We start from the raw sequence: 19,698 nt of genomic DNA on the forward strand, positions 1-19,698 counted from the left end.
CCCCCCGCGCCCGCTTCCGCACCGCCCTTCGAACCGCCCGCGCGGCAGGCGCAGCCCGGCCCGCCCGGCTCCTGGAGCGGCTCGCCGCAGGTGCGGCATGCGCGAGGTATCACCGTGCTCCCCCTCCTGTGGGATGGAGGCGATTATGCAGACCCCGCGGAACCCTGCGCACCGCGCCCCGGCCGCAATCCGGCCCGAGCGGACCGCTCCGGCAGGCCGTATCGCCGCATCCGGGCGACTATGAGGCAAACGGCCCGCGCATCACGGACACCACAAGCATCAAAAGCACCACCCGCCGCACAGACAAGCCGCCCGAGGGAGCCGCCCATGTCCCAGGACGCCGGCGCCCCGCCCGCCGCCGAAGTCCCCGGGCAGGGCCTCCCCCGCCGCACCGTCCTGCTGTCCATGGCGGCCCTGCTGTCCGGGATGCTCCTCGCCGCACTCGACCAGACCATCGTCTCCACCGCCCTGCCCACCATCGTCAGCGACCTCGGCGGCCTGGACCACCTCTCCTGGGTCGTCACCGCCTATCTCCTCGCCGCCACCGCCGGCACCCCGCTCTGGGGCAAGCTGGGCGACCAGTACGGCCGGAAGAAGCTCTTCCAGACCGCCATCGTCATCTTCCTCATCGGCTCCGCCCTCTGCGGGATCGCCCGGGACATGGGTCAGCTCATCGCCTTCCGCGCCCTGCAGGGCATCGGCGGCGGCGGGCTCATGTCGCTGGCCATGGCGATCGTCGGCGACATCGTGCCGCCGCGCGATCGCGGCCGCTACCAGGGTCTGTTCGGCGCCGTCTTCGGCACCACCAGCGTCCTCGGCCCGCTCCTCGGCGGCGTCTTCACCCAACACCTGAGCTGGCGCTGGGTGTTCTACATCAACCTGCCCATCGGGCTGGCGGCCCTCGTCGTCATCGCCGTCGTCCTGCACATCCCGCGCCGCGTCACCAGACACCGCATCGACTATCCCGGCACCGCCTTCATCGCCGCCTTCGCCATCTGCCTCGTCGGCGTGACCTCTCTCGGCGGTACGACCTGGGCGTGGGGCTCCTGGCAGGTGGCCGTGGCCGGACTGCTGGCGATCGCCCTGCTCGCCGCCTTCGTCCGGGCCGAGCGCCGCGCCGCCGAGCCGGTCATCCCGCTCACGCTCTTCCGCATCCGCACGTTCACGCTCTGCTCGGCCATCGGGTTCGTCGTCGGCTTCGCGATGTTCGGCGCGATGACGTACCTGCCGACCTTCCTCCAGGTCGTACGCGGCGTGTCCCCCACCGCCTCCGGCCTCCACATGCTCCCGATGGTCGCCGGCATGCTCCTCGCCTCCACCGGCTCGGGTCAGCTCATCAGCCGCACCGGCCGCTGGAAGATCTTCCCCGTCCTCGGCACCGCCGTCACCACCGCCGGCCTCCTGCTGCTCCACCGGCTGCACCGGGACACCGGCGACTGGGAACTCAGCGGCTACTTCTTCGTCTTCGGCCTCGGGCTGGGCCTGGTCATGCAGGTCCTCGTCCTCGCCGTGCAGAACGCCGTCGCCTACGGCGACCTCGGCGTCGCCACCTCCGGCGCCACCTTCTTCCGCTCCATCGGCGCGTCCTTCGGCGTCGCCGTCTTCGGCACCGTCTTCACCAGCCGGCTGCACCACAAACTGGAGGCCGAGCTGGGCCGCGTGTCCCTGCCCGGCGGGCTGACCCTGGACACCCTGGAGTCCGACCCGCGTTCCCTCGCCCGGCTGCCCGCCTCCCTGCGCGGGGAAGTGGTGGAGGCGTACTCCACGTCCATCACCGACGTCTTCCTCTACGCCGCGCCCGTCGCCTTCGTCGCGTTCCTCATCGCGCTCTTCCTGCGCGAGGACCCGCTGCGCGGCACCGTCACCGTCCCGGACGGCAGCGAGACCGTCGCCACCAACCCCGTCGAGCGCTCGCCCCACGACGAGGTGTGCCGCGCGCTCAGCGCGCTCAGCACCCGGGAGGGACGCCGGGAGTTGTACGAGGACATCACCCGGCGCGCCGGCCTGGAGCTGCTGCCCGCGTCGAGCTGGCTGCTGCTGCGGGTCCAGCGGTACGAGGCCACGGAAGAGGTGGAGACGGTGGAACTGGCGGAACGCACCCGGCTGCCGCTGGACGTGCTCCTCGGAGCCGCGCAGGAACTGGAGGAGCGCGGGCTGACACGCCGGGACGGGTTCCTGCTGGTCTGCACGGACGAGGGCAGGCGGGCCGCGGAGCGACTTGCGGCGGCGCGCCGGGCGGCGCTGGCGGAGATGCTGGGCGACTGGTGGACACCCGACCGGCCGACGGATCTGAGCGAGTTGGTGGCGGAGCTGTCGGCGGAGCTGGGCGGCTCCGACGAGGAGGCGCCGCCCGGTGAGGCGATCGAGAAGTGGCGGCCGGACCCGGACTCCCCGCCGAAGCCCCCCGCTTGAGCGGAGCCGCCCGGCGCCCGTGCCGTAACGGGCTGCCCACCGGGCTGCGGCATGGCCTGCCGCACGGCTGCCGTACGGGCATCCGTAGAACTGCCGTACGACACCGCCCGGTACCCCCGGCTGCGCAGGTCACAGCCGCGTCCGTGCGGCGCGGCATACGGGTGACCGCCGGTGAGCCCGGAGTCAGGAGTGACGCGGGTTACATCTGGTCCCCCCGTGCGATTTCCGGCGACGCGCCAGGCGTACGCTGTGATCCGCCCGGCGCTCTCGTCCGCGGCAGAGGACCACCGGATGACCGCCGGGACACGGGGAGCAGGGGAACAGTGGAGTTTGTGGGGTCACTGAGCGGTACCCCGTGGATGTACGCCATCGTCGCCACCTCCGTCCTCCTCGACGTCTTCCTGCCCCTGCTGCCCAGCGGTGCGCTGGTCATCATGGCGGCCACCGCCGCGGCCGGCACCACCACCGCGGCCGACGCCGTACGCAACGGCGCCACCCTGCCCGCCGCCGACCACCTCGCCGAACTGCTGGCGCTCATGCTCTGCGCCGCCACCGCCTCCGTCCTCGGCGACATGCTCGCCTTCCGGCTGGCCAGCAGAGGCCGCGAGAAGTTCGCCAACTCCCGCTACCTCACCCGCGCGCAGGAGCGCCTCGGCCACCACCTCAGCGGGCGGCGCGGCGGCGGGATCGTCGTCCTGGCCCGGTTCGCGCCCGCCGGACGCAGCGTGGTGATGCTGGGCGCGGCGGCCATGCACCGCCAGGTACGGGAGTTCCTGCCGTGGTCCGCGCTCGCCGGGCTGCTGTGGGCCGCGTACGGCGTGACGCTCGGGTACTTCGGCAGCCGCTGGCTGGGCGCGGGGTGGCTGGCGACGGGCGTGTCGGTGCTGGCGCTGTTCGTCGCCGGGCTCGGCGCGGCGTATCTGGTCCGCCGGCCGCGCCCGCAGCCGGCATCCGACTGACCGGCGCGCACTCCGGGGCGCCGGCCGCGCATGCAGAGGCGCCGGGCGGGCCGGCCCCCGTCAGCCCTCAGCCCCGCAGAGAGGCGTCGACCTCTTCCGCGACCGCCCGCGTGTAGCGCTCCAGCCCCGGGGACTTGGCCGGGCACGGCCGCCCGCCCTCCGGGGTCGGCGCCAGGCAGAAGTGCAACGGGTCGTCGTCGCGGTGCAGTCGGGCGGTGTCGCCGGGGCCGGTGCAGTAGCCGGCGGTGCGCCGCTCGCGGTCGTTGCACGGGAGGTACTGCGTCCACTTCCCGTCGCCGTCACGCAGGTCGCGCCCGCCGTCGGCCACCAGGTCCCCGGAGGCGGCGGCCTGCCGTTCGTAGAGGTCGTTGACCTGGTCGATCCGATCCGGGTGCAGCGCGTCGGGCGGCTGCTGCACCCACACGATCCGGGGCCGCGGCACGTCCGCGGCGCGCGCGGCGTCGGCGATCTGCCCGGTGAGGGCACGCAGGTCGGCGGCGTAGCGCTCGTAGTACGCGGACGTGCCCCACCCGACGCCCTCCATGCAGGGGGTGTAGCCCCAGGTGTTGCCCCAGAACTGCAGCACGATGACGCCCGGTTCACGCTCCTCGACCAGGGCGGCGGCCTTGTCCTCCGGGGGGACGAGGGAGCGGCCGGGGCGGCCCCGGAGGTAGTCGCAGACGGTCACGCCGGCCACGGGTTCGCTGCTGTACGAGCCGACGGCGGCGGAGTCCTCAAGCCGGCCGCCGAGGATGTCCTGCGCCTCCATGGCGAGGGAGTCGCCGAGGTAGAGCACGTCCTGCGGGGTGGGCGGGGGCGCGCCGCCGCCGGAGGCCGACGGGCCGGGATCGGACGCGCCGGAGCCGGGCCGGGTGACATCGGAGCGGTCGGGCGCCTGGCTCCGTACGGCGGCGTCCACCGTGTCCCCGCCGTCGGAGCGCGACGCGGCACCCCAGCCGACGGCCACGACCACCAGCACCACGGCGAGCGCGGGGGCCGCCCAGCGCTTCCTGTCCATCAGGTCCTCCGGTACCCGGTGACAACTGGCCAGCAGGGTAGGGAGTCGACCGCCTTCGGGTCGAGGCCCTTCGGCCCCTTCCCACGGTCGGCTGCCGGTGGTGGCACACCGCGTGACGCACGTCCGCCCCCCACCTCGCGCCGCGGCGCGTCGAGGCCGCGCTCGCAGGCGGCCGTATCGGTGCCCGTGTGGATCCGCGCCCGGCGGCGCCGGTGTGCGCCGGTGTGCGCCGGGGCCAGTGAGGCGGAAGTGGCCACGGACCGGAGAGGGTGCGGGCCCGTAGCGTACGAGACGTGGCCGCCGGACGGCGGACGGCGGGTCGGTGTCGCCGCTGGTCGCAGCACGGTGCGCGCGTGCCGTGACCGTCGGCGCTGCGGAGGACCGGCCGCCGCCGTCCGCCCGCCGCCCTTTCGCCGTATGCCCAGGAGGCCACCGTGCACCCCGCCCTCGCCGCCGACCTCGACACTTTCGAGCAGGTCCTCGACGCCGCCCGCGCCCGCGCGGTCGCCGCCCTCCGCGGCCTCGCCGACCGGCCCGTCGCCGCCCCCGCGCCGCACGCACCCGGCCCGTACGAGCCGCTGCCCGAGCGCGGTGCCGGGGGTGCCGCGGCCCTCGCACGCTTCGGCGAGCGCTGGGAGCCGGGACTGTCCGGCAGCGCGGGGCCGCGCTACCTCGGGTTCGTCACCGGCGGGGCGACGCCGGCGGCGGTGGCGGGTGACTGGCTGGTGGGTGCGTACGACCAGAACGTGGTCGTCGCCGGCGACTCCGCGGCCACGGACCTGGAGCGCGAGACGGTGGGCTGGCTGCGCGAGCTGTTCGGGCTGAGCGCGGCGCACACGGGCGCGTTCGTGTCCGGGGCGACCATGTCGAACGCCACGGGTCTGGCCGTGGCCCGGGAGTGGCTGGGCGAGCGGCTCGGCGTCTCGGTCGCGGACGCAGGCGCGGGTGCGCTGGGCGAGGTGGCGGTCCTCTCGGGCGCGGCGCACTCCAGCGTCCCCAAGGCGCTGTCGCTCCTCGGACTGGGCCGCGGCGCACTGCGCACGGTGCCGCTGCTCCCCGGGCGGGAGGCCGTGGACGTGGACGAACTCGCCGCCGCGCTGGACGCGCTGGGCGGCCGGCCGGCGATCGTCGTGGCCAACTGCGGCACGGTCAACACCGTCGACTTCGACGACCTGCGCGCCATCGCCGCGTTGCGCGACCGCTACCCGTTCTGGCTGCACGCGGACGCCGCGTTCGGCGCGTTCGCCGCGCTGTCACCCCGGCACGCGCACCTGGTGGCGGGGCTGGACGCGGCTGATTCGGTCTGCGTGGACCTGCACAAGTGGCTGAACGTCCCGTACGACGCGGCGGTCCAGTTCACCCGCCGCCGGGACCTCCAGGTCCGCGTCTTCCGCAACGCCGCCGCGTACATGGCGCCGCCGGGCGGCGACGATCCCGACTTCGTCCACCTGACGCCGGAGAACTCCCGCCGGCTGCGCGCGCTGCCCGCGTGGCTGACGCTGGCGGCGTACGGACGGGAGGGCCACCGGGAGGTGGTGGAGCGCAACGCGGCGCTGGCCCGGCGGTTCGGCGAGCGGGTGGAGAACGGTTCGGGCGGTGAGTTGCGGCTGCTGGCGCCGGTGCGGCTGAACGTCGTGTGCTTCACCCTCGGCGGGGCGCCGACGGCCGAGCGGGTGGCGGCGGTGGCGGAGAAGGCCGCGGCGGGCGGGGAGGTGGTGGTCACCCCGACGGTGTACGGGGGGACACCCGGCCTGCGGGCGGCGTTCAGCAACTGGCGTACGGGACCGGGGGATGCGGACCGGTCAGTGGATGCGCTGGTGGCGGCGGCGCGGGAGGTGTAGGGGAGACTCAGGGGCCACCGGGCCACCGGGCCACCGGGCCACCGGGCCACCGGGCCACCGGGCCACCGGGCCACCGGGCCACCGGGCCACCGGGCCACCGGGCAACCGGGCAACCGAGCCACCGAGCCGCAGACCCCCAGGCCCCAGGCCCCAGGGCCACCACGCGACAACGCGACAACGCGGCCCTCTCACCCCCCGCCCGGCCCGTCGGCCAGTTCCCGCACCGTTCCCGGCCGCGCCACCCCCACCTCCCCGCCGAACCCCCGCCGGGCGGCGGCGACCGCCGCCTTTTCGTCACCGCCCGGCCACAGGTGCGTGAGCAGCAGCCGCTTCGCCCCCGCGCGGGCCGCGTGCTCGCCCGCCTGGCGCGCGCTCGACAGGTACGGCGCGTCCTCCTCCGGCACCTCCTCCGGGTACGTCGCCTCCGCGAGGAACAGGTCCGCCGAGTCCGCGAGTTCCGCGAGCGCCGGGCTCGGTCCGGTGTCGCCGGTGTACGCGAGGACGCGGCCGGCGGCGGTGAGCCGCAGCCCCGCGTTGGGGACGTGGTGCGGCAGCGACCGGGTCGCGATGCGGAAGGGGCCCGAGGTGAACTCCGGCTCCGTCGCCGGGTCGAACGCGCGCAGGTCGTACGAGCCGCGCAGCATCCCGGGCCGGTCCAGCGCGAGTACGGCGTCGAGCGCGCCGGCCGGGGCGTACACCGGCAGTGCGGGCGCCGGCGCGTCGGCCAGTGCGCGGGCGCGTAGAAGCGGGTTGAGGTCGGCGCAGTGGTCGGGGTGTCCGTGGGTGACCACGACGGCGTCGACGTCACCGGGCCGCAGACGGCGCAGGAGCTGCGGCATCACCGCGTACCCGGGGTCGAGCAGCAGCCGGTGCCCGTCGTGCTCGACGAGGTAGCCGCTGCAGGCGGCGTCGGCGGTCGGCCAGGCGCCGCGACCGCCGAGCACGGTGAGCTTCATGCCGTTCCTCCCGTACGCGCACAGAGGCGGGACAGCCCCGCACGCCACGGTAGCCGCGACCGGCACGAAGGCGCCGCGCGGCGCCCGTCACCAGGCGATATGCACCAGGAACCAGCTCGCGAAGCCGACCCAGACCGCGGCGAAGAGCGCCTTGCCCGCGGGCGTACGGACCCGGAACCACGCCCGGGTCCGCTCCGAGAGCGTGTCGCCCTTCCGCGGGGTCCGCAGCGCGATGACCTCCACCACCGCGCCGAGGGCGAGCAGCCCGCCCCAGACCCAGTCGGCCGTGCTCACGCGGGCCGTCCCTCGGCGGCGTCGGGCGGCGGCACGGCGCTCACCACCGCCGGCTCCGCGGCCGGCCGCGCCGGGTACTCCGGCGGACGCGCCCAGCCCAGCAGCACACCCGCGACGAGCCGCAGCGGCTTCCACTCCTGCTTCGTCGCCCACTCCTCCAGCGCCCGGAACAGCGCGTAGTAGACGGCGGTGACCAGCGCGCCGACCCCGGCGGTCACGGTCGTGGAGTCGGCGTCGACACCGAAGGCACCGGCGGCGGTCACGACCCAGCCGACGAAGAGCGGAACCACGGTGCGTAACACAGAGATGTAGAGATTCATGGTCAGATCCCCCGATCTGCGGCCACCTCGGGTAAAGCGGCCTTCTCCCACGGGAGATGCCCGCACACAGGCCCCCTGAACCACAACCTGAACGCCCTGCTCCGCATCGAGTTCCCCTGCGCGCCCGCACCCGGGGGCGCGCGCGGGAAGCACTCGATCCCGCCGCGGGGCTTGCACCCCGCCCGCAACGGGGATGAGGGGAGGAGCACATCAGACAGCGACGCACGGTAACGGACAGCGCGAGGGATTCGGCCACCGTCCCGTCCCCGACCCCCACTCGAAAGGGACGAATGATGACCATCAAGGGCATCGACGTCAGTTCACACCAGTCAGGCAACTACTCCACGCGAGGCATGAACTTCGTCTTCGTCAAGGCGTCGGAAGGCCGCAGCTACGTCAACCCCAAGCAGGGCGCCCAGGCCACGCACGGCCGCGAGGCGGGCCTTGTGCTGGGGTTCTACCACTTCCTCTGGCCCGGCAACATCAAGGCGCAGGCCCAGTACTTCGTCGACAAGGCCAAAGAGAAGCCGGGCGACATGCTCGCCTGCGACTGGGAGCGCACGAGCGAGGGCACCGCGGCGAGCAACAAGGAGAAGGACGCCTTCATCAAGGAGGTGAAGCGGCTGCGCCCGCGCCACAAGGTGCTCCTCTACTGCAACCGCGACTTCTGGCTCAACCGCGACACCACCAGCTACGCCGGCGACGGCCTGTGGATCGCCCAGTACAACGGCAACCCGGGCAAGCCCGACATCCAGGCGTCGTGGCGCTTCCACCAGTACACGTCGTCCCCGATCGACACGAATGTGGGCAAGTTCAGCTCCCGTTCAGCCCTGCGCTCGTGGGCGCGGGAACGCTTCGACGCGAAACTCACGGCGGCGGAGGAGGAGGCGGCGGCGGAAGGCCCGCCCGAGTCCGGGACCGGCGACGGGACGGAAGAACCGATATCCACCTGACCGCAGGGCACACGGCACGGCGCCGCCGCAACGTGGATGTCGGCACCGCGGGATGAGTACCGGTACTCATGCCTGACCGGGCCGCCGGGCGGACACTTCCCGTATGGACGTGCCGCATATGCTCCTCGACGTCGCCTTGGCGGCGGCGCTGGTGCTGTGGACCCACCTCGGCGTGATGTCGTCCTTCTACCTCCTGCTCAGCCTCGCCTGGAGACACAAGTCCCATCCCGGCCCCAGCCGACGAAAGCTTCTGGGCTGGAGGGTGGGGCTGGCGTTCACCGCGACAGCGCTGCTGTCGACGCCACCGTTGATCATCTGGTTCGGGACGACTCACGCCTTCTGGGTCACCGTGACCGTACAGACGGCACTGTGCGCCGCACCGCCGGCACTCTTCCTCGCCCACCTCACACGGCGCCGCCGCGCCGCCCGCCCCGCCCCCCGGGCGCACCGGCTCAGGCCCCCGCAGTGAGGCCCGCACGTCACCGCGGTGACGCAGCGACGCCACGACCGTGGCCACGGGCCGCATGGGCCTGCCCGAGGAAGCCGCCGCACTCGTGGCCTTCCCGGCCTCGGAACCGAGCAGCTACGTCGACGGCGCACGCATCAGATCTGCGCAGGACACGAACACGACGGACTTTCCGCGGAATCGGCCGTTGCGTACGACAGCGGCCACTCACGCACCGACACCGGCACCGGCACCGGCCAGGCGGCCGACGACTGGGCCCCCTGGCCTCCGACCCTTTGGCCTCCGCGTGCGCTCACACGGAGTTTTCCTCGACCATCAACCGGAGTTCTTCCGATATCTGGCTGAATTTCTCCTCGCTGCCGGGCTTCAGAACGAAGTCGCTGAACTCGCCGTCGTCCTCGCGGAAGTGAACCGTCAGCGTAGATCCTTTCAGCGTACCCCTGGCTGACTCGGCCCCGATCTGGCCTTCGAAGCGGATGATCACCCGGCCGCCGTCGCCGACGGTGCCGCTCACGCCGCCCTGGTGGAAGTCGACCGGCTCGCCGAATCCGAAGTAGTCCTCGTCTGCTTCCGTGACGTCATACGTGCCGATGAAGGTGCCGCCGACCCTGCTTTCCGTTTGGATCATCAGGACCGAGGAGGCATCCGAACCAACCAGCGTGGGCGGTAATCTCTTGGAGGCGATCTCCCCCAGTCCTCCGTCTTCCCCGCATCCCGCTACTGTCAGAGAAACGGCCACGGCTAAGACTGCAGCGCGCATATCCCTTTACCCCCCTTAGAGAGGCCTCACGCCGTTGGCGTGGGTGAAATGTCTATGTACCCGTGCGTGCCGTCAGCACCTCCCCCTCCGTGGAGGGGCGAGCAAGTTTCGGCCGAAGCGGGCGGGCCGAGACGGGGTCGGCGACACCACGCGGACACGACGCCATGCGGGGACGATCAGGGCGCCCCGCGCGCCGTGCCGTGTGGGGGCAGCCATCCCGCACGACGACTACGAAATCCGCTAGCCGAGGGCACCGGAACGGTCAGCCCATGCCCGCATCCCCGTCGTCCTCGGCGCAGGCCGCCCGCGAATCCGTCGGCAGGCGCCTGCGGGAGCTGCGGCAGGACGCAGGGCTGACGATCGTCGAGCTGGCCGACCGGTGCGACTGGAGGCCGGCGCATCGTGCTGCTCATCGAGGAGGCGGCACTGCACTACCGGATGAGCGACTCCGAGGCGATGGCCGCCAGGGTCGGTCACCTGCTGACGGTGGGTGCCCTGCCGGCCGTGTCGCTCGGCATCATTCCGGCAGGGCTGCCGGAGCGACCCATCCGCCCGCTGGAAGCGTTCCACGTCTACGACGAGATTGGTGGCCGTGGAGCTGCTGACGGCCCGGGTGACGGTCACACAGCCCTCCGAGGTGGCCCAGTACCTCGAAGGGTTCGAGCAGTTGCGTCAGCTCGCGGTGTACGGGGGCGAGGCGCGCGCCGTGATCCTCAAGGCGATCGAAGCCCTGGATTGAGAGCCCTGGGCTGCCCGCAGGGCCCGGCTCTGTGGAGGAGGCCCCGGGCTGGTGACGATCGCGGCGCCAGCGGGCAGCGAGGCCGTGACCGCGGCGGCGGCGAGGCCGTGGTCACGCTCCGGCGGAACAGCGCGCCGGCGGCTCCGAACGAGGTGATCGCCAGCACCCCCGCTCACGAAACCGGCACCGGACCGGTCCCGGGCCGACGGTGGGAGAGGGACCGCAGGCTTTCCCCTGCTCGTCAGGGTGCTTGAGTTCCGGGTGGGCGCGGACGGGTTCGAACCGCCGACATCTGCCTTGTAAGGGCAGCGCTCTACCGCTGAGCTACGCGCCCGGACGCGGGGACAGCGTACCGTGCTCCGCCGACGCCGATCGAGCTGCGTCGGCCGCGCGGGATCGTCGTGGGCCGTGTGTTCGTTCAGCCCTGGTGGGAGAATGACTCTCCAGGGGAGCGCAGGGCAAGGAAAGGGGTCTCGTGGCATTCGGCGGAGGCGGCACCCGGCGGTGGGGCTGGGGAGACCGGGGCGACGGGGCTCGGGCCGAGGCGCAGGCGGCCAAGGATGCCGCCGCGACCGCGTTCTACGAGCTGGATACCGCACAGCGTGACCTGCGCATCTCCGTGGAGACGATCGCCGCCGTCGATGATTCGCCCGCCGCCCGCCGGGCGGCTTCGGACTTCGCCGCCCTGGGGCAGCGTATCGACGAGGTCAGCCACACGTACATCACGGCCGTCGACGCCTACGACCTCGACCGCGACGATCTCGACCACGGCACCGCCGCCCGCGCCCGGCAGGAGTTGCAGCAGGCGACCAACGGGCTGGAGAAGGTCCGCTTCGACCTCAATCACTTCGCGCACGGCCTCGGCCCCCTCCTCGACAAGGCCGAGACCCAGCTCGCGCGCCTCGCGCCCGCCGTGGAGCGGGCCCGGCAGGCGCTGCTGGCGGCGACGACGGCGCTGGACGAGGCGCGCGGCAAGGGCTTCAAGGCCGACGATCTCGCCGCCCGGCTCGCCGCGCTCGGCCCGGAGCTGACCAAGCTCAACGAGGGCGCCGGGCGGCACGGCGTCCAGGAGACCATCCACCGCGCCGTCGGCGTGCAGCGTGACGCCGAGGCGCTGCGCAGCGAGGCGGAGCAGTTGCCGCAGCGCGCGGAGGAGATCGACCGCCGCCTCGTCAGCCTCCGCACCCGGGCGCAGGCGCTGACCACCCGCGCCGAGAAGGTCAAGCCCGTGCTCAGCGAGTTGCGCCGGCGCTTCGCGCTGGCGTGCTGGCGTGATCTGCAGGAGGTGCCGGACCGCGCCGCGCAGGCCGTCACCGAGGCGGAGGAGAAGATCGCCGAGGCCGGGCGCGCCCGCCGCGAGCAGCGCTGGCCGGACGCGATCGCGCTGCTGACGAGCGTACGGGCGCTGCTGAACCAGACCGACGAGGCCGTGGACGCCGCCCGCGACCGGCTGACGCGGCTCGACGAGGTGGAGAAGGACCGGACCTCGGAGGTGAACCGCACCCGCTTCGCCATCCGTGACGCCCAGCGCCTCGCCATGGCCGGCCGCGACCGCCCCGACCCCCGCCACGCGGGGCCGCTGGACGCGGCCGTCGAGCGGGTCGACCAGGCGGAGGCGGGGCTCACGGGGCGGCATCCGGACTATTGGAGCTTCCTGGAGGAGCTGGAGTCGGTCCGCGAGACGGTGGCCGAGGTGGTCCAGGCGATACGGGCCGAACGCGGCAGCGGCCCCGGCCGCTGACCGGCGGCCCCGGCCCGGCCCTCGCACGCCTGCCGACCGCCGCCCAGAGCCCCGGACGGTGACCGCCGCTCCGGGCCCCGCCCCACGCGGCCGCTGCCCGGGACCGGACGCTGACCGCGCCCCCGGACCCGCCCCGCACGCCCGCCGCCCCTGGCACCGGCCCCCGACGGTGACCGCGGCTCCGGGCCCCGCCCCACGCGCACGTCGCCCGTCACCCCGGGCACCGGCCACTGACCGCGACCCCAGCCCTGCCCTCCCACGTCCGTCGCTGTCCCCCGGGCGGCGGCTGCCGACGGCGCCCCGGCCCCGCCACCGCACGGCCGTCGGCCGCCGTCCGGCACCCGGCCCTCCCCTCTGCCGCCTGCCTGCCGCCGCCCGGCGGGCGCACACCGCCCCCGCCTGCCCGGCCGGCCCAGGCCCCCGCACGACCGGCTGTCCTCCCCCGTACCGGCGATATGCTGTCCGTCATGCCGCGATACGAGTACCGCTGCCGGTCCTGCGGGACGACCTTCGAGGTCAGCCGGCCCATGGCCGAGTCCTCCGCCCCCGCGGACTGCCCGCAGGGCCACGACGACACCGTCAAGTTGCTGTCCACCGTCGCCGTCGGCGGAGCCGCCGGTGCCGCCGCGCCGCAGGCCGGCGGGGGCGGCGGTGGCGGGTGCTGCGGCGGCGGTTGCTGCGCGTAGCCGCCGGGCGCCGTGGCGTACGGCGCACACGCGGGCGACTTGCCCCGGTATGGGGCCCGGGCGGATCCTGGATTTACGGCACCGATGTACGACCGCCGTAAGGAGGTCATGCCATGGCCCAGCCGCAGCAGGAGCAGGAGCACCTCCTGGAGCCCCTGCCGCATCCCCTGGCCGAGCCGCCCGAGGGCGACGTGCCCGGCAGCCGCGAAGCCCTCGGGGAGATCGTCCACGTCGGGCATCCCGCCCACCAGCACACCAGGCTCGACGAGCATCTGCCCGTCGACCACCACCTCAGCAGGGTCTACCGCGCCGGCGCCGGCCTGGCCGGCCTCTTCCTGCTGGTGTTCGGCATCCTCGGGCTCATCGACCGGATCGGGTTCTTCGACACCGGCGGCGACCAGACCCTCGGCCTGAACACCAACGGCGCGCTGAGCGCCCTGTCCATCGCCGTCGGAGCGCTGCTGCTCTACGGCATGATCCGCGGTGGCAACTTCGCCTCGACGCTCAACATGGTCCTCGGCGGGCTCTTCGTCCTCAGCGGCTTCGTCAACCTCGCCCTCCTGGACACCAGCGCCAACTTCCTCGCCTTCCGGATGCAGAACGTGCTGTTCAGCTTCATCCTCGGCGTGGTCCTGGCGGTGTTCGGGATGTACGGGCGCGTCAGCGGCCGGCTCCCCTACGACAACCCGTACTGGCGCATGCGTAACAGGGAGGAGGCGGAGCGCGAGGAGTCCGCTACCGGCGCCGGGCCACGGTGAGTCCGTCCGCGACCGTCAGCAGCACCGAGTCCATCCGGGCGTCCGCGGCCACGTGGTCGTTGAACGCCCGGATCGCCGCCGCCCCGCCCGTCGCGTCCGGGTCGACGACCTGGCCGTGGTAGAGGACGTTGTCGACGACGATCAGCCCTCCGGGCCGCATCCGCGGCACCAGTTCCTCCCAGTACGCGATGTAGCCCTGCTTGTCCGCGTCCAGATACGCCAGGTCGATGTGCGGCTCCGCGGGCATCGCCCGCAGCGAGTCGGCGGCCGGCCCGAGCCGCAGCTCGACGCGGTCCGCGACGCCGGCCTTCTCCCACGCCTCGCGCGCGTACGTGGTCCACTCCTCGGAGACGTCCAGCGCGACCAGCTTGCCGCCGGCGTCCATGGCCTGCGCCATCGACAGCGACGAGAACCCGGTGAAGGTGCCCACCTCCACGATGTGCCGGGCACCGACCAGCCGTACGAGGAACGCCAGCAGCGGGCCCTGCTCCTGCGCGGACTGCATGCTCGCGGAGTCGGGGAAGCGGCTGTGCGTCAGCTCCACGAGGTCGCGCTGGACCGGGTCCAGCGGCGGGTTGTGGTCCAGCACGTACCGGTACAGCTCCGGGGTCTGCTCGGGCCGCTTGTCCCGGCCGCCCGCGGGAGAGGGAGTGGTCATGAAAGGCATCCTTCCATCTGCCGGAGAATCAGCTCACCCGCGGCCACGCCCCGCTCGCCGAGCGCCGTGACGTGCGGCGCGGTCCAGCCCCGGGCGGCCAGCTCGCCGTGCCCGGGGCGCCAGGCCCGGTCGGCGGCGAGGAGGAGGTCGGTGTCGAGGAGGGAGTCACCGGCGGCGAGGACGTCCCGCCCCTCCGGCTCGCCCACCCTCCGTACGACCTCTGCCACCGCCGCGCTCTTCGTCAGTGGTCGCGGTACCGCGTAGATCTTCCGTCCCTGCGCCGATACGGACCATCCCCGCCCCTCGGCCCACTCCCCCAGCTCCTTCAGCCACTCCTCCGGCACCGCCGCCCGCTCCACCACCAGGTACGCGAACAGATCCTCCGCCGTACGCAGCTTTCGCAGCCACGCCGGGTCCGCGGCCCGCGCCAGGTGGGCGCGGACCTCGGCCAGCGGCGCGCTCCCCGCGGCCAGCTCCCGGTCCACCCGCGCCCGCCAGCCGGCGTCGGCCTCGCCGTCGACCAGCACGTGGCCGCCGTTGGCGCAGATCGCGTACCGCGGAGGCGGTCCGGGCAGCCGGACGCGGCGGTACTGCTCGCGGGTGCGGGTCGTCACGGGGACGAAGTGCGCCCGGCCGGCGAGGTCGGCGAGCAGCGCGGCGGCGGTCTCGGTCATGAAGGACAGCGGCTTGGCCTCGTAGACCTCGACGCAGAGCAGGCGCGGCGCGGCTTCATCGGGCATGGCGAGGGCGAGGGCGGCCGGGGAGTAGATGAGGGTGCGGTCGAGGTCGCTGGCGACGATGGTCACGGGGCGGACCTCCCGGGGGCGTCGGGCGCTGGGGGTGGGGCTGTCCCGGTCTCGGGGTACGTCACGTCGGCGGCCGTCGTACGGGCCGCTGTCCCGCGCGTCGCCGTCCCGCCCACCGTCGTGGCGCTCCCGGCCGCGGTGCCGTCCGCGCCCGTCGCACCCCGCGTGTACCGGGGATGGATCAACCCCACGCACGTGTACGGCAGATCGTCCGTCTCCTCCACCGGCACCCCCCGCTGCTCCGCCAGCAGCCGTACGTGGTCCAGGTCCGCGCCTGCGCCGCGCCGCGCCAGCACCCGCCACGGCACCCTGCGCAGCATGACCCGCGTCGTCTCGCCGACGCCCGGCTTGACGAGATTCACGTCCCCGATCCCGTACTCCTCGCTGATCCGCTCCACCGCGGCCCACCCCGCCCACGTCGGCACGCGCTCCGGCGCGGCCGGCATGGGGCGGACGCCGGCGGGGTCGGGAAAGCGGGCGGTGACGGCGTCCAGGAAGTGGCCGGAGAGGTCGTCGGCGGCCAGCTCACGGTAGAACTTCGCGCCGTGGAAGTCGGCGGGTCCGACGAGGTCGGCGCGGAGCACGGTGCGGGATATCAGGCCCGAGACCGTGGAGTTGAGGCAGGCCGAGGGGATGAGGAAGTCCTCGCGGGTGCCGTACGTGTCCACGCAGCGGCCCGGGTCCGCCAGGACGGCGAGCCGCGGGTCGAAGGCGGGGAAGTCGCGCAGGGCGGCGGCGAGTTCGCGGGCGATGGCGCCCTTGCCGGTCCAGCCGTCGACGAACACGACGTCGGCGGGGTCGTGGTGGGCGGCGAGCCAGCGCAGGGCGGCGGTGTCGATGCCGCGTCCGCGGACGATGGACACGGCGTAGTGCGGCAGGTCGAGCCCGCGGGCGTGCCGGGCCCAGCGGCGCATCAGGATGCCGACCGGGGTCCCGGCGCGGGCGAGGGAGACGAGCACGGGGGTGGCCGACCGTTCGGCCAGCACGGTCTCGGTGACGGTGGCGACGGCGTCGGCGATGCGGCCGGCGGTGGTGTCGAGGGCCGCGTGGAAGAGGCGTACGTAGTCGGGGCTGGGCTGGTACTCGACGGGCAGCGACTCGGCGTAGTGCGCGCCGCCGCGCTGGATGGCCTCCTCGCGCTCTTCGGTGGGCGCTTCGAGGGCGACGGCGGAGAGGTCCTGGAGGAGCCAGCCGACGTCGTCGGGGGCGTAGGAGGAGAAACCGGGCCCGCGGAGGGGTGCGGCGGTGTGGGGCACGTACGAGGGGATCACGGCGAGAAGTACCCGGGGGATGTGCGAGGCGAGCACGTCGAGGAGCCCGCCGGGGGCGTGCAGGGCGGGGGTGTCGGCGGCGGAGTCGGTGACGACGACGACGGCGTCGTAGGCGTGGTCGCCGGTGACGTTGTAGGCGTAGCGGGTGCCGCCGGGGGTGCCGGTGTGGGCGTCGGCGGGAGTGTCGTGGGCGGGGAAGGCGATGCGGCTGCGTATGGCGTAGCCGGGGTGGTCGACGGGGAGCACGGGCGAACGGGTGGTGGAGGAGAACCGGACGACGGCGTCGGCGCGTTCGCCGCGGAGGTGGTCTTCGAGGGCGGTGGCGAGCCGGAGGGGAGCGTACATCAGCTCTTCGGTGCCGAGAACGAGCACGCGGGACGGCTCCGCGGAGGAGGCGGGAAGACCGAGGCCGCGGGCCAGCCGGGCGGCCATGCCGGGCAGGGCCTCGTCGAGAAGGTCCCGGTGCGCGGCGGTGAACCCGTGCCGCCCCCCGTCGGGAAGACCGGCAGGCCACCGGAGCGCAACGCGCCGTACGGCTGCGGGGTTTGCCCCCCGCCCCTCCCCGCCCCCCGAGGGCTCCGCCCCCGAGCCCCCCGGATCCCCGTGCACCCCGGCACCGGAGCCGGACGGGCCGCCGCCCGACCGCTCCATGGAACCCCCGCCCGCGGCAGCGGGCGCAGCGGACCCGGCGGGTGCAGCGGGCACGGCAGGCGCCGCGGGCCCGGTCTCCGGCCCCGGCGAGGCTCCCCCCGTTGCGCCCTGCGCAGGGGACGTCGGGGGCTCGTGGGTTGCCACCAGATCCGCGCCCCGGCGTAGTACGTCCGGTGGCAGGCGGACCGTTCCCGCCGCCAGTGACACCACGTCCACGCGCGTGCCCAGGTCCGCCGCCGCCTTCTCCAGCGCCCTGCGGTCCGCCTCCGACCGCATGTCCGTCAGCGCCGCCACCACGTACCGCGCCCGCGGGCGGGCCGCGTGGAGGGCAGCGATCGTGTTGCGCAGGGTGCGGCCCGTCGACAGTTCGTCGTCCACGAGCACCAGAGGCACGTCCCCCGTCAACAGGCCCGGGTCGGCCGGCAGCAGCAGGTGCTCCGTCGCGTGGCTGTGCTCCTCCTCGAAGCCCGCCGCCCGCGGCACTCCCGCCACCTCCCGGCGGGTGGAGTGCAGGTACGCGGACGCCCCCAGGCCGTCCGCCACGCAGTGGCCCAGGCCCGTCGCCGTCTCGGCGTAGCCGAGGACCACCGACCGGGCCGCGGCCTCCGCGCCCAGCAGGTCCCGCGCGAGGCCGCCGAGGCGCAGCCCCGCGCCGTGGACACGCGACGGGGTCTGCGGGACGTGCTTGCCCAGCACGGTGGAGACCAGCAGATGTGCCCGGCGCGGGTTGCGGCGCAGCGCCAGGCCCACCAGGTCCCGCAGTTCCGCGGGGCCCGACAGCTCGATCCCGAGCCTGCTCTCCACCCACTCCCCGGACCAGACCGCCCCCGTGCCGGTACCCGCCCCTGCGCCCGTGGCGGTACCCGCCCCCGCGGCCGTCCCGGTGCCGGCACCGGAACCGGAACCGGCCACAGCATCGGCCCCAGCACCCGCGTCCGCACCCGCGCCGGCACCGCCGCCAGCGGGGCCCGCACCCGTGTCCGCGCCCTCGGCGCCGACGGCACCCGTGCCCCCGCCGACGGCGGCTTCCGTGTCCGCGCCCATCAGTTCTCCTGCCCCGCCGCCGCCAGCAGTTCCACGAACGTCGTGTCCTCCCGCGCCACCCCGAACACCCGCGCCCGCCGCAGCGTCCGTTCCGCCCACGCCCGGTGCGGCTTGGCCTCGTTCATCTTGTTCGTGTACGCCGACCGCATCACCCCGCCCCCGGCCCCGGACTTGCGCATGATGTCCGTCGCGTCCACGTACTCCTCGTGGCTCACCACCGACAGCGCGTGCACCGGCGCCACATGGCTGGGGTGGATGCACGTCTTGCCCTGCAGTCCGTTCGCGCGGTCCAGCGATATTTCCCGCAACAGCCCGTCCATGTCATGCTCGATGAGTGCCGCCCGCAGTTCCTCCGCCCGGCCGGCCGCGAACGGGCTGCTCCGCAACTGCGGCTTGAACAATCGTTCCTGCTGGCGGAAGTACTCCCACACCGGCCCCGTGACCGTGAAGCCGCTCCCGTCCGCCCGTCCGAAGACGTTGACCACGTCCCCGATCGCCGCCGCCACCAACTGCACGTCGTAGGCCGTCATGTCCGGCGAGCGCCGCAGCCCGTACGCGGCGCAGAAGTCCGTGACCCCGAGCCGTACCGCCAGCACCCGCTCCCGGTACTGCTCCAGCACCCGCGCGATGCCCCGCAGCGCCGCCGCCCGGGACTCCAGGTGCAGCACCTCCGGCGACTCCACCACCGGCATCGCGTACAGCCGCCGGCCTCCCGTCGGCGCCGACTGCTCGGCCTTGATCACCGCCTCCAGGAAGGAGACGCCCTGCACCGCGGTGAACTTCGGCAGCACGAACCCCGACAGCAGCCGCGCCGCGCGGCCGAGGCGCGCCACCAAGTCCGGGATCTGGCCCGCCTCGCGGGTGCGGACGAACAGCAGCGGCAGGACACCGCCGGTGTCCTGCCGCTCCAGCTCACGGAGCTGCCGTACGACGTTGGCCTCCGCCTCCGGCACCTCGTCGTCCGCTATGGAGTCCTCCAGGCACAGCACCATCGACACCACCCCGCGCGCCGCCTGGACGCGGATGTCGCGCGCCAGGTGCGGGCGGGTGGCGGGGCTGTAGAGGGTCGCGCCGAGGGCCATGGCCAGCTCGGCCGGCGGGGCGTCGGCGGTGAACTCGGCCGGCTCGCGGTGGAACAGCGCGGCACGCACGTCCGGGGAGACGTGCCCGAAATGGCGCATACGGTGCTCCCGGGGGGGTCGTCGCGGCCGGGGCGGGGCCGACGTGGGTCAAGGGACGCGGGTGAAGAGATGGAGGTAAAGGAAGGTCGGGGGAAGGCGATGATTCGGTAAAAGGGACGTCCGGGAGCGCTGCACCGTTCCCCGATCGCCCCGCATTGTGGCCGCCGCGGGCGACAGGGCAGGA

At 74.1% G+C, this 19,698-nt stretch carries 17 protein-coding genes, 1 tRNA gene and 1 pseudogene; 9 read left to right on the forward strand and 10 right to left on the reverse strand.

All coding sequences use genetic code 11. The features are described 5' to 3' along the window. Nucleotides 1-327: 327 nt before the first annotated feature. Together I003_RS0113185 and I003_RS0113190 are read left to right on the forward strand one after the other, a co-directional pair. Complete coding sequence (locus I003_RS0113185) at nt 328-2,412, forward strand: MDR family MFS transporter (protein WP_027771965.1); 2,085 nt, start codon at nt 328-330, stop codon at nt 2,410-2,412. Between the two features lie 359 nt (nt 2,413-2,771). Then, entirely contained in the window at nt 2,772-3,371 is a 600-nt protein-coding gene (locus I003_RS0113190; protein ID WP_037720773.1) for a VTT domain-containing protein, read from the forward strand. A 67-nt stretch (nt 3,372-3,438) separates the two neighbouring features. Here I003_RS0113190 and I003_RS0113195 read toward each other — a convergent pair whose 3' ends face one another. Beyond that, nucleotides 3,439-4,389: an SGNH/GDSL hydrolase family protein gene (locus tag I003_RS0113195; RefSeq protein WP_027771967.1), complete on the reverse strand. Its 951-nt coding sequence runs from the start codon at nt 4,387-4,389 to the stop codon at nt 3,439-3,441. 434 nt (nt 4,390-4,823) lie between these two features. On the opposite strand from I003_RS0113195, the gene I003_RS0113200 reads away from it, so the two are divergent. After that, nucleotides 4,824-6,230 carry a pyridoxal-dependent decarboxylase gene (locus tag I003_RS0113200; protein WP_027771968.1) on the forward strand — a complete coding sequence of 469 codons (1,407 nt, stop codon included), beginning with the start codon at nt 4,824-4,826 and terminating at the stop codon, nt 6,228-6,230. 188 nt (nt 6,231-6,418) lie between these two features. Here I003_RS0113200 and I003_RS0113205 read toward each other — a convergent pair whose 3' ends face one another. The 3 genes from I003_RS0113205 to I003_RS0113215 form a co-directional block, all read right to left on the reverse strand. Further along, entirely contained in the window at nt 6,419-7,186 is a 768-nt protein-coding gene (locus I003_RS0113205; RefSeq protein ID WP_027771969.1) for an MBL fold metallo-hydrolase, read from the reverse strand. A gap of 87 nt (nt 7,187-7,273) precedes the next feature. Beyond that, nucleotides 7,274-7,480, reverse strand: a complete 207-nt coding sequence (locus I003_RS0113210) for a hypothetical protein (protein WP_027771970.1) — start codon at nt 7,478-7,480, stop codon at nt 7,274-7,276. Continuing rightward, the gene (locus tag I003_RS0113215) at nt 7,477-7,800 is read right to left on the reverse strand and encodes a hypothetical protein (protein WP_486584206.1); all 324 of its coding nucleotides are present in this window, start codon (nt 7,798-7,800) and stop codon (nt 7,477-7,479) included. Before I003_RS0113215 ends, I003_RS0113210 begins: the two co-directional genes overlap by 4 nt. Nucleotides 7,801-8,093: 293 nt before the next feature. On the opposite strand from I003_RS0113215, the gene I003_RS0113220 reads away from it, so the two are divergent. Together I003_RS0113220 and I003_RS32120 are read left to right on the forward strand one after the other, a co-directional pair. Then, nucleotides 8,094-8,753 carry a glycoside hydrolase family 25 protein gene (locus tag I003_RS0113220; protein WP_037720794.1) on the forward strand — a complete coding sequence of 220 codons (660 nt, stop codon included), beginning with the start codon at nt 8,094-8,096 and terminating at the stop codon, nt 8,751-8,753. 103 nt (nt 8,754-8,856) lie between these two features. Beyond that, complete coding sequence (locus tag I003_RS32120; protein ID WP_051368224.1) at nt 8,857-9,222, forward strand: hypothetical protein; 366 nt, start codon at nt 8,857-8,859, stop codon at nt 9,220-9,222. 289 nt (nt 9,223-9,511) lie between these two features. Here I003_RS32120 and I003_RS36035 read toward each other — a convergent pair whose 3' ends face one another. Continuing rightward, nucleotides 9,512-9,958: a hypothetical protein gene (locus I003_RS36035; protein ID WP_158688970.1), complete on the reverse strand. Its 447-nt coding sequence runs from the start codon at nt 9,956-9,958 to the stop codon at nt 9,512-9,514. Nucleotides 9,959-10,369: 411 nt separating this feature from the next. Between I003_RS36035 and I003_RS34790 the strand changes: the two are divergent. Further along, a pseudogene (locus tag I003_RS34790) lies at nt 10,370-10,718 on the forward strand (Scr1 family TA system antitoxin-like transcriptional regulator); the annotation flags it as partial. A 262-nt stretch (nt 10,719-10,980) separates the two neighbouring features. Here the strand turns inward: I003_RS34790 and I003_RS0113240 are convergent. Next, nucleotides 10,981-11,052 (reverse strand) — tRNA-Val (locus I003_RS0113240). 141 nt (nt 11,053-11,193) lie between these two features. Here I003_RS0113240 and I003_RS0113245 point away from each other — a divergent pair. From I003_RS0113245 to I003_RS32130, 3 genes are all read left to right on the forward strand, one after another. Continuing rightward, the gene (locus tag I003_RS0113245; RefSeq protein WP_027771974.1) at nt 11,194-12,459 is read left to right on the forward strand and encodes a hypothetical protein; all 1,266 of its coding nucleotides are present in this window, start codon (nt 11,194-11,196) and stop codon (nt 12,457-12,459) included. Nucleotides 12,460-12,926: 467 nt separating this feature from the next. Further along, complete coding sequence (locus tag I003_RS0113250; RefSeq protein ID WP_027771975.1) at nt 12,927-13,145, forward strand: FmdB family zinc ribbon protein; 219 nt, start codon at nt 12,927-12,929, stop codon at nt 13,143-13,145. 113 nt (nt 13,146-13,258) lie between these two features. Next, nucleotides 13,259-13,903 carry a DUF4383 domain-containing protein gene (locus I003_RS32130; protein WP_078563982.1) on the forward strand — a complete coding sequence of 215 codons (645 nt, stop codon included), beginning with the start codon at nt 13,259-13,261 and terminating at the stop codon, nt 13,901-13,903. Here I003_RS32130 and I003_RS0113260 read toward each other — a convergent pair. The 4 genes from I003_RS0113260 to I003_RS0113275 all read right to left on the reverse strand — a co-directional run bounded on the left by I003_RS0113260 (nt 13,881) and on the right by I003_RS0113275 (nt 19,514). Beyond that, nucleotides 13,881-14,561, reverse strand: coding sequence for an O-methyltransferase (locus I003_RS0113260; protein ID WP_027771976.1), 681 nt, complete (start codon nt 14,559-14,561; stop codon nt 13,881-13,883). The genes I003_RS32130 and I003_RS0113260 overlap by 23 nt on opposite strands. Then, nucleotides 14,558-15,367 carry a hypothetical protein gene (locus I003_RS0113265; protein WP_027771977.1) on the reverse strand — a complete coding sequence of 270 codons (810 nt, stop codon included), beginning with the start codon at nt 15,365-15,367 and terminating at the stop codon, nt 14,558-14,560. The genes I003_RS0113260 and I003_RS0113265 overlap by 4 nt, the downstream gene beginning before the upstream one ends. Continuing rightward, nucleotides 15,364-18,093 (reverse strand): phosphoribosyltransferase, encoded by a 2,730-nt coding sequence (locus tag I003_RS0113270; protein ID WP_027771978.1) that lies wholly within the window; start codon nt 18,091-18,093, stop codon nt 15,364-15,366. Before I003_RS0113270 ends, I003_RS0113265 begins: the two co-directional genes overlap by 4 nt. A gap of 239 nt (nt 18,094-18,332) precedes the next feature. Further along, nucleotides 18,333-19,514, reverse strand: a complete 1,182-nt coding sequence (locus tag I003_RS0113275) for an HpcH/HpaI aldolase/citrate lyase family protein (RefSeq protein WP_027771979.1) — start codon at nt 19,512-19,514, stop codon at nt 18,333-18,335. Nucleotides 19,515-19,698: the final 184 nt, after the last annotated feature.

The organism is Streptomyces sp. CNQ329 (assembly GCF_000482585.1).

Excerpts from the sequence above, each read along its gene's own strand:
- I003_RS0113185 (WP_027771965.1), top strand. The coding sequence starts at position 328 with ATGTCCCAGGACGCCGGCGCCCCGCCCGCCGCCGAAGTCCCCGGGCAG.
- I003_RS0113190 (WP_037720773.1), top strand. The coding sequence starts at position 2,772 with ATGTACGCCATCGTCGCCACCTCCGTCCTCCTCGACGTCTTCCTGCCC.
- I003_RS0113195 (WP_027771967.1), bottom strand. The coding sequence starts at position 4,389 with ATGGACAGGAAGCGCTGGGCGGCCCCCGCGCTCGCCGTGGTGCTGGTG.
- I003_RS0113205 (WP_027771969.1), bottom strand. The coding sequence starts at position 7,186 with ATGAAGCTCACCGTGCTCGGCGGTCGCGGCGCCTGGCCGACCGCCGAC.
- I003_RS0113215 (WP_486584206.1), bottom strand. The coding sequence starts at position 7,800 with ATGAATCTCTACATCTCTGTGTTACGCACCGTGGTTCCGCTCTTCGTC.
- I003_RS0113220 (WP_037720794.1), top strand. The coding sequence starts at position 8,094 with ATGACCATCAAGGGCATCGACGTCAGTTCACACCAGTCAGGCAACTAC.
- I003_RS32120 (WP_051368224.1), top strand. The coding sequence starts at position 8,857 with ATGGACGTGCCGCATATGCTCCTCGACGTCGCCTTGGCGGCGGCGCTG.
- I003_RS0113250 (WP_027771975.1), top strand. The coding sequence starts at position 12,927 with ATGCCGCGATACGAGTACCGCTGCCGGTCCTGCGGGACGACCTTCGAG.
- I003_RS32130 (WP_078563982.1), top strand. The coding sequence starts at position 13,259 with ATGGCCCAGCCGCAGCAGGAGCAGGAGCACCTCCTGGAGCCCCTGCCG.
- I003_RS0113260 (WP_027771976.1), bottom strand. The coding sequence starts at position 14,561 with ATGACCACTCCCTCTCCCGCGGGCGGCCGGGACAAGCGGCCCGAGCAG.
- I003_RS0113275 (WP_027771979.1), bottom strand. The coding sequence starts at position 19,514 with ATGCGCCATTTCGGGCACGTCTCCCCGGACGTGCGTGCCGCGCTGTTC.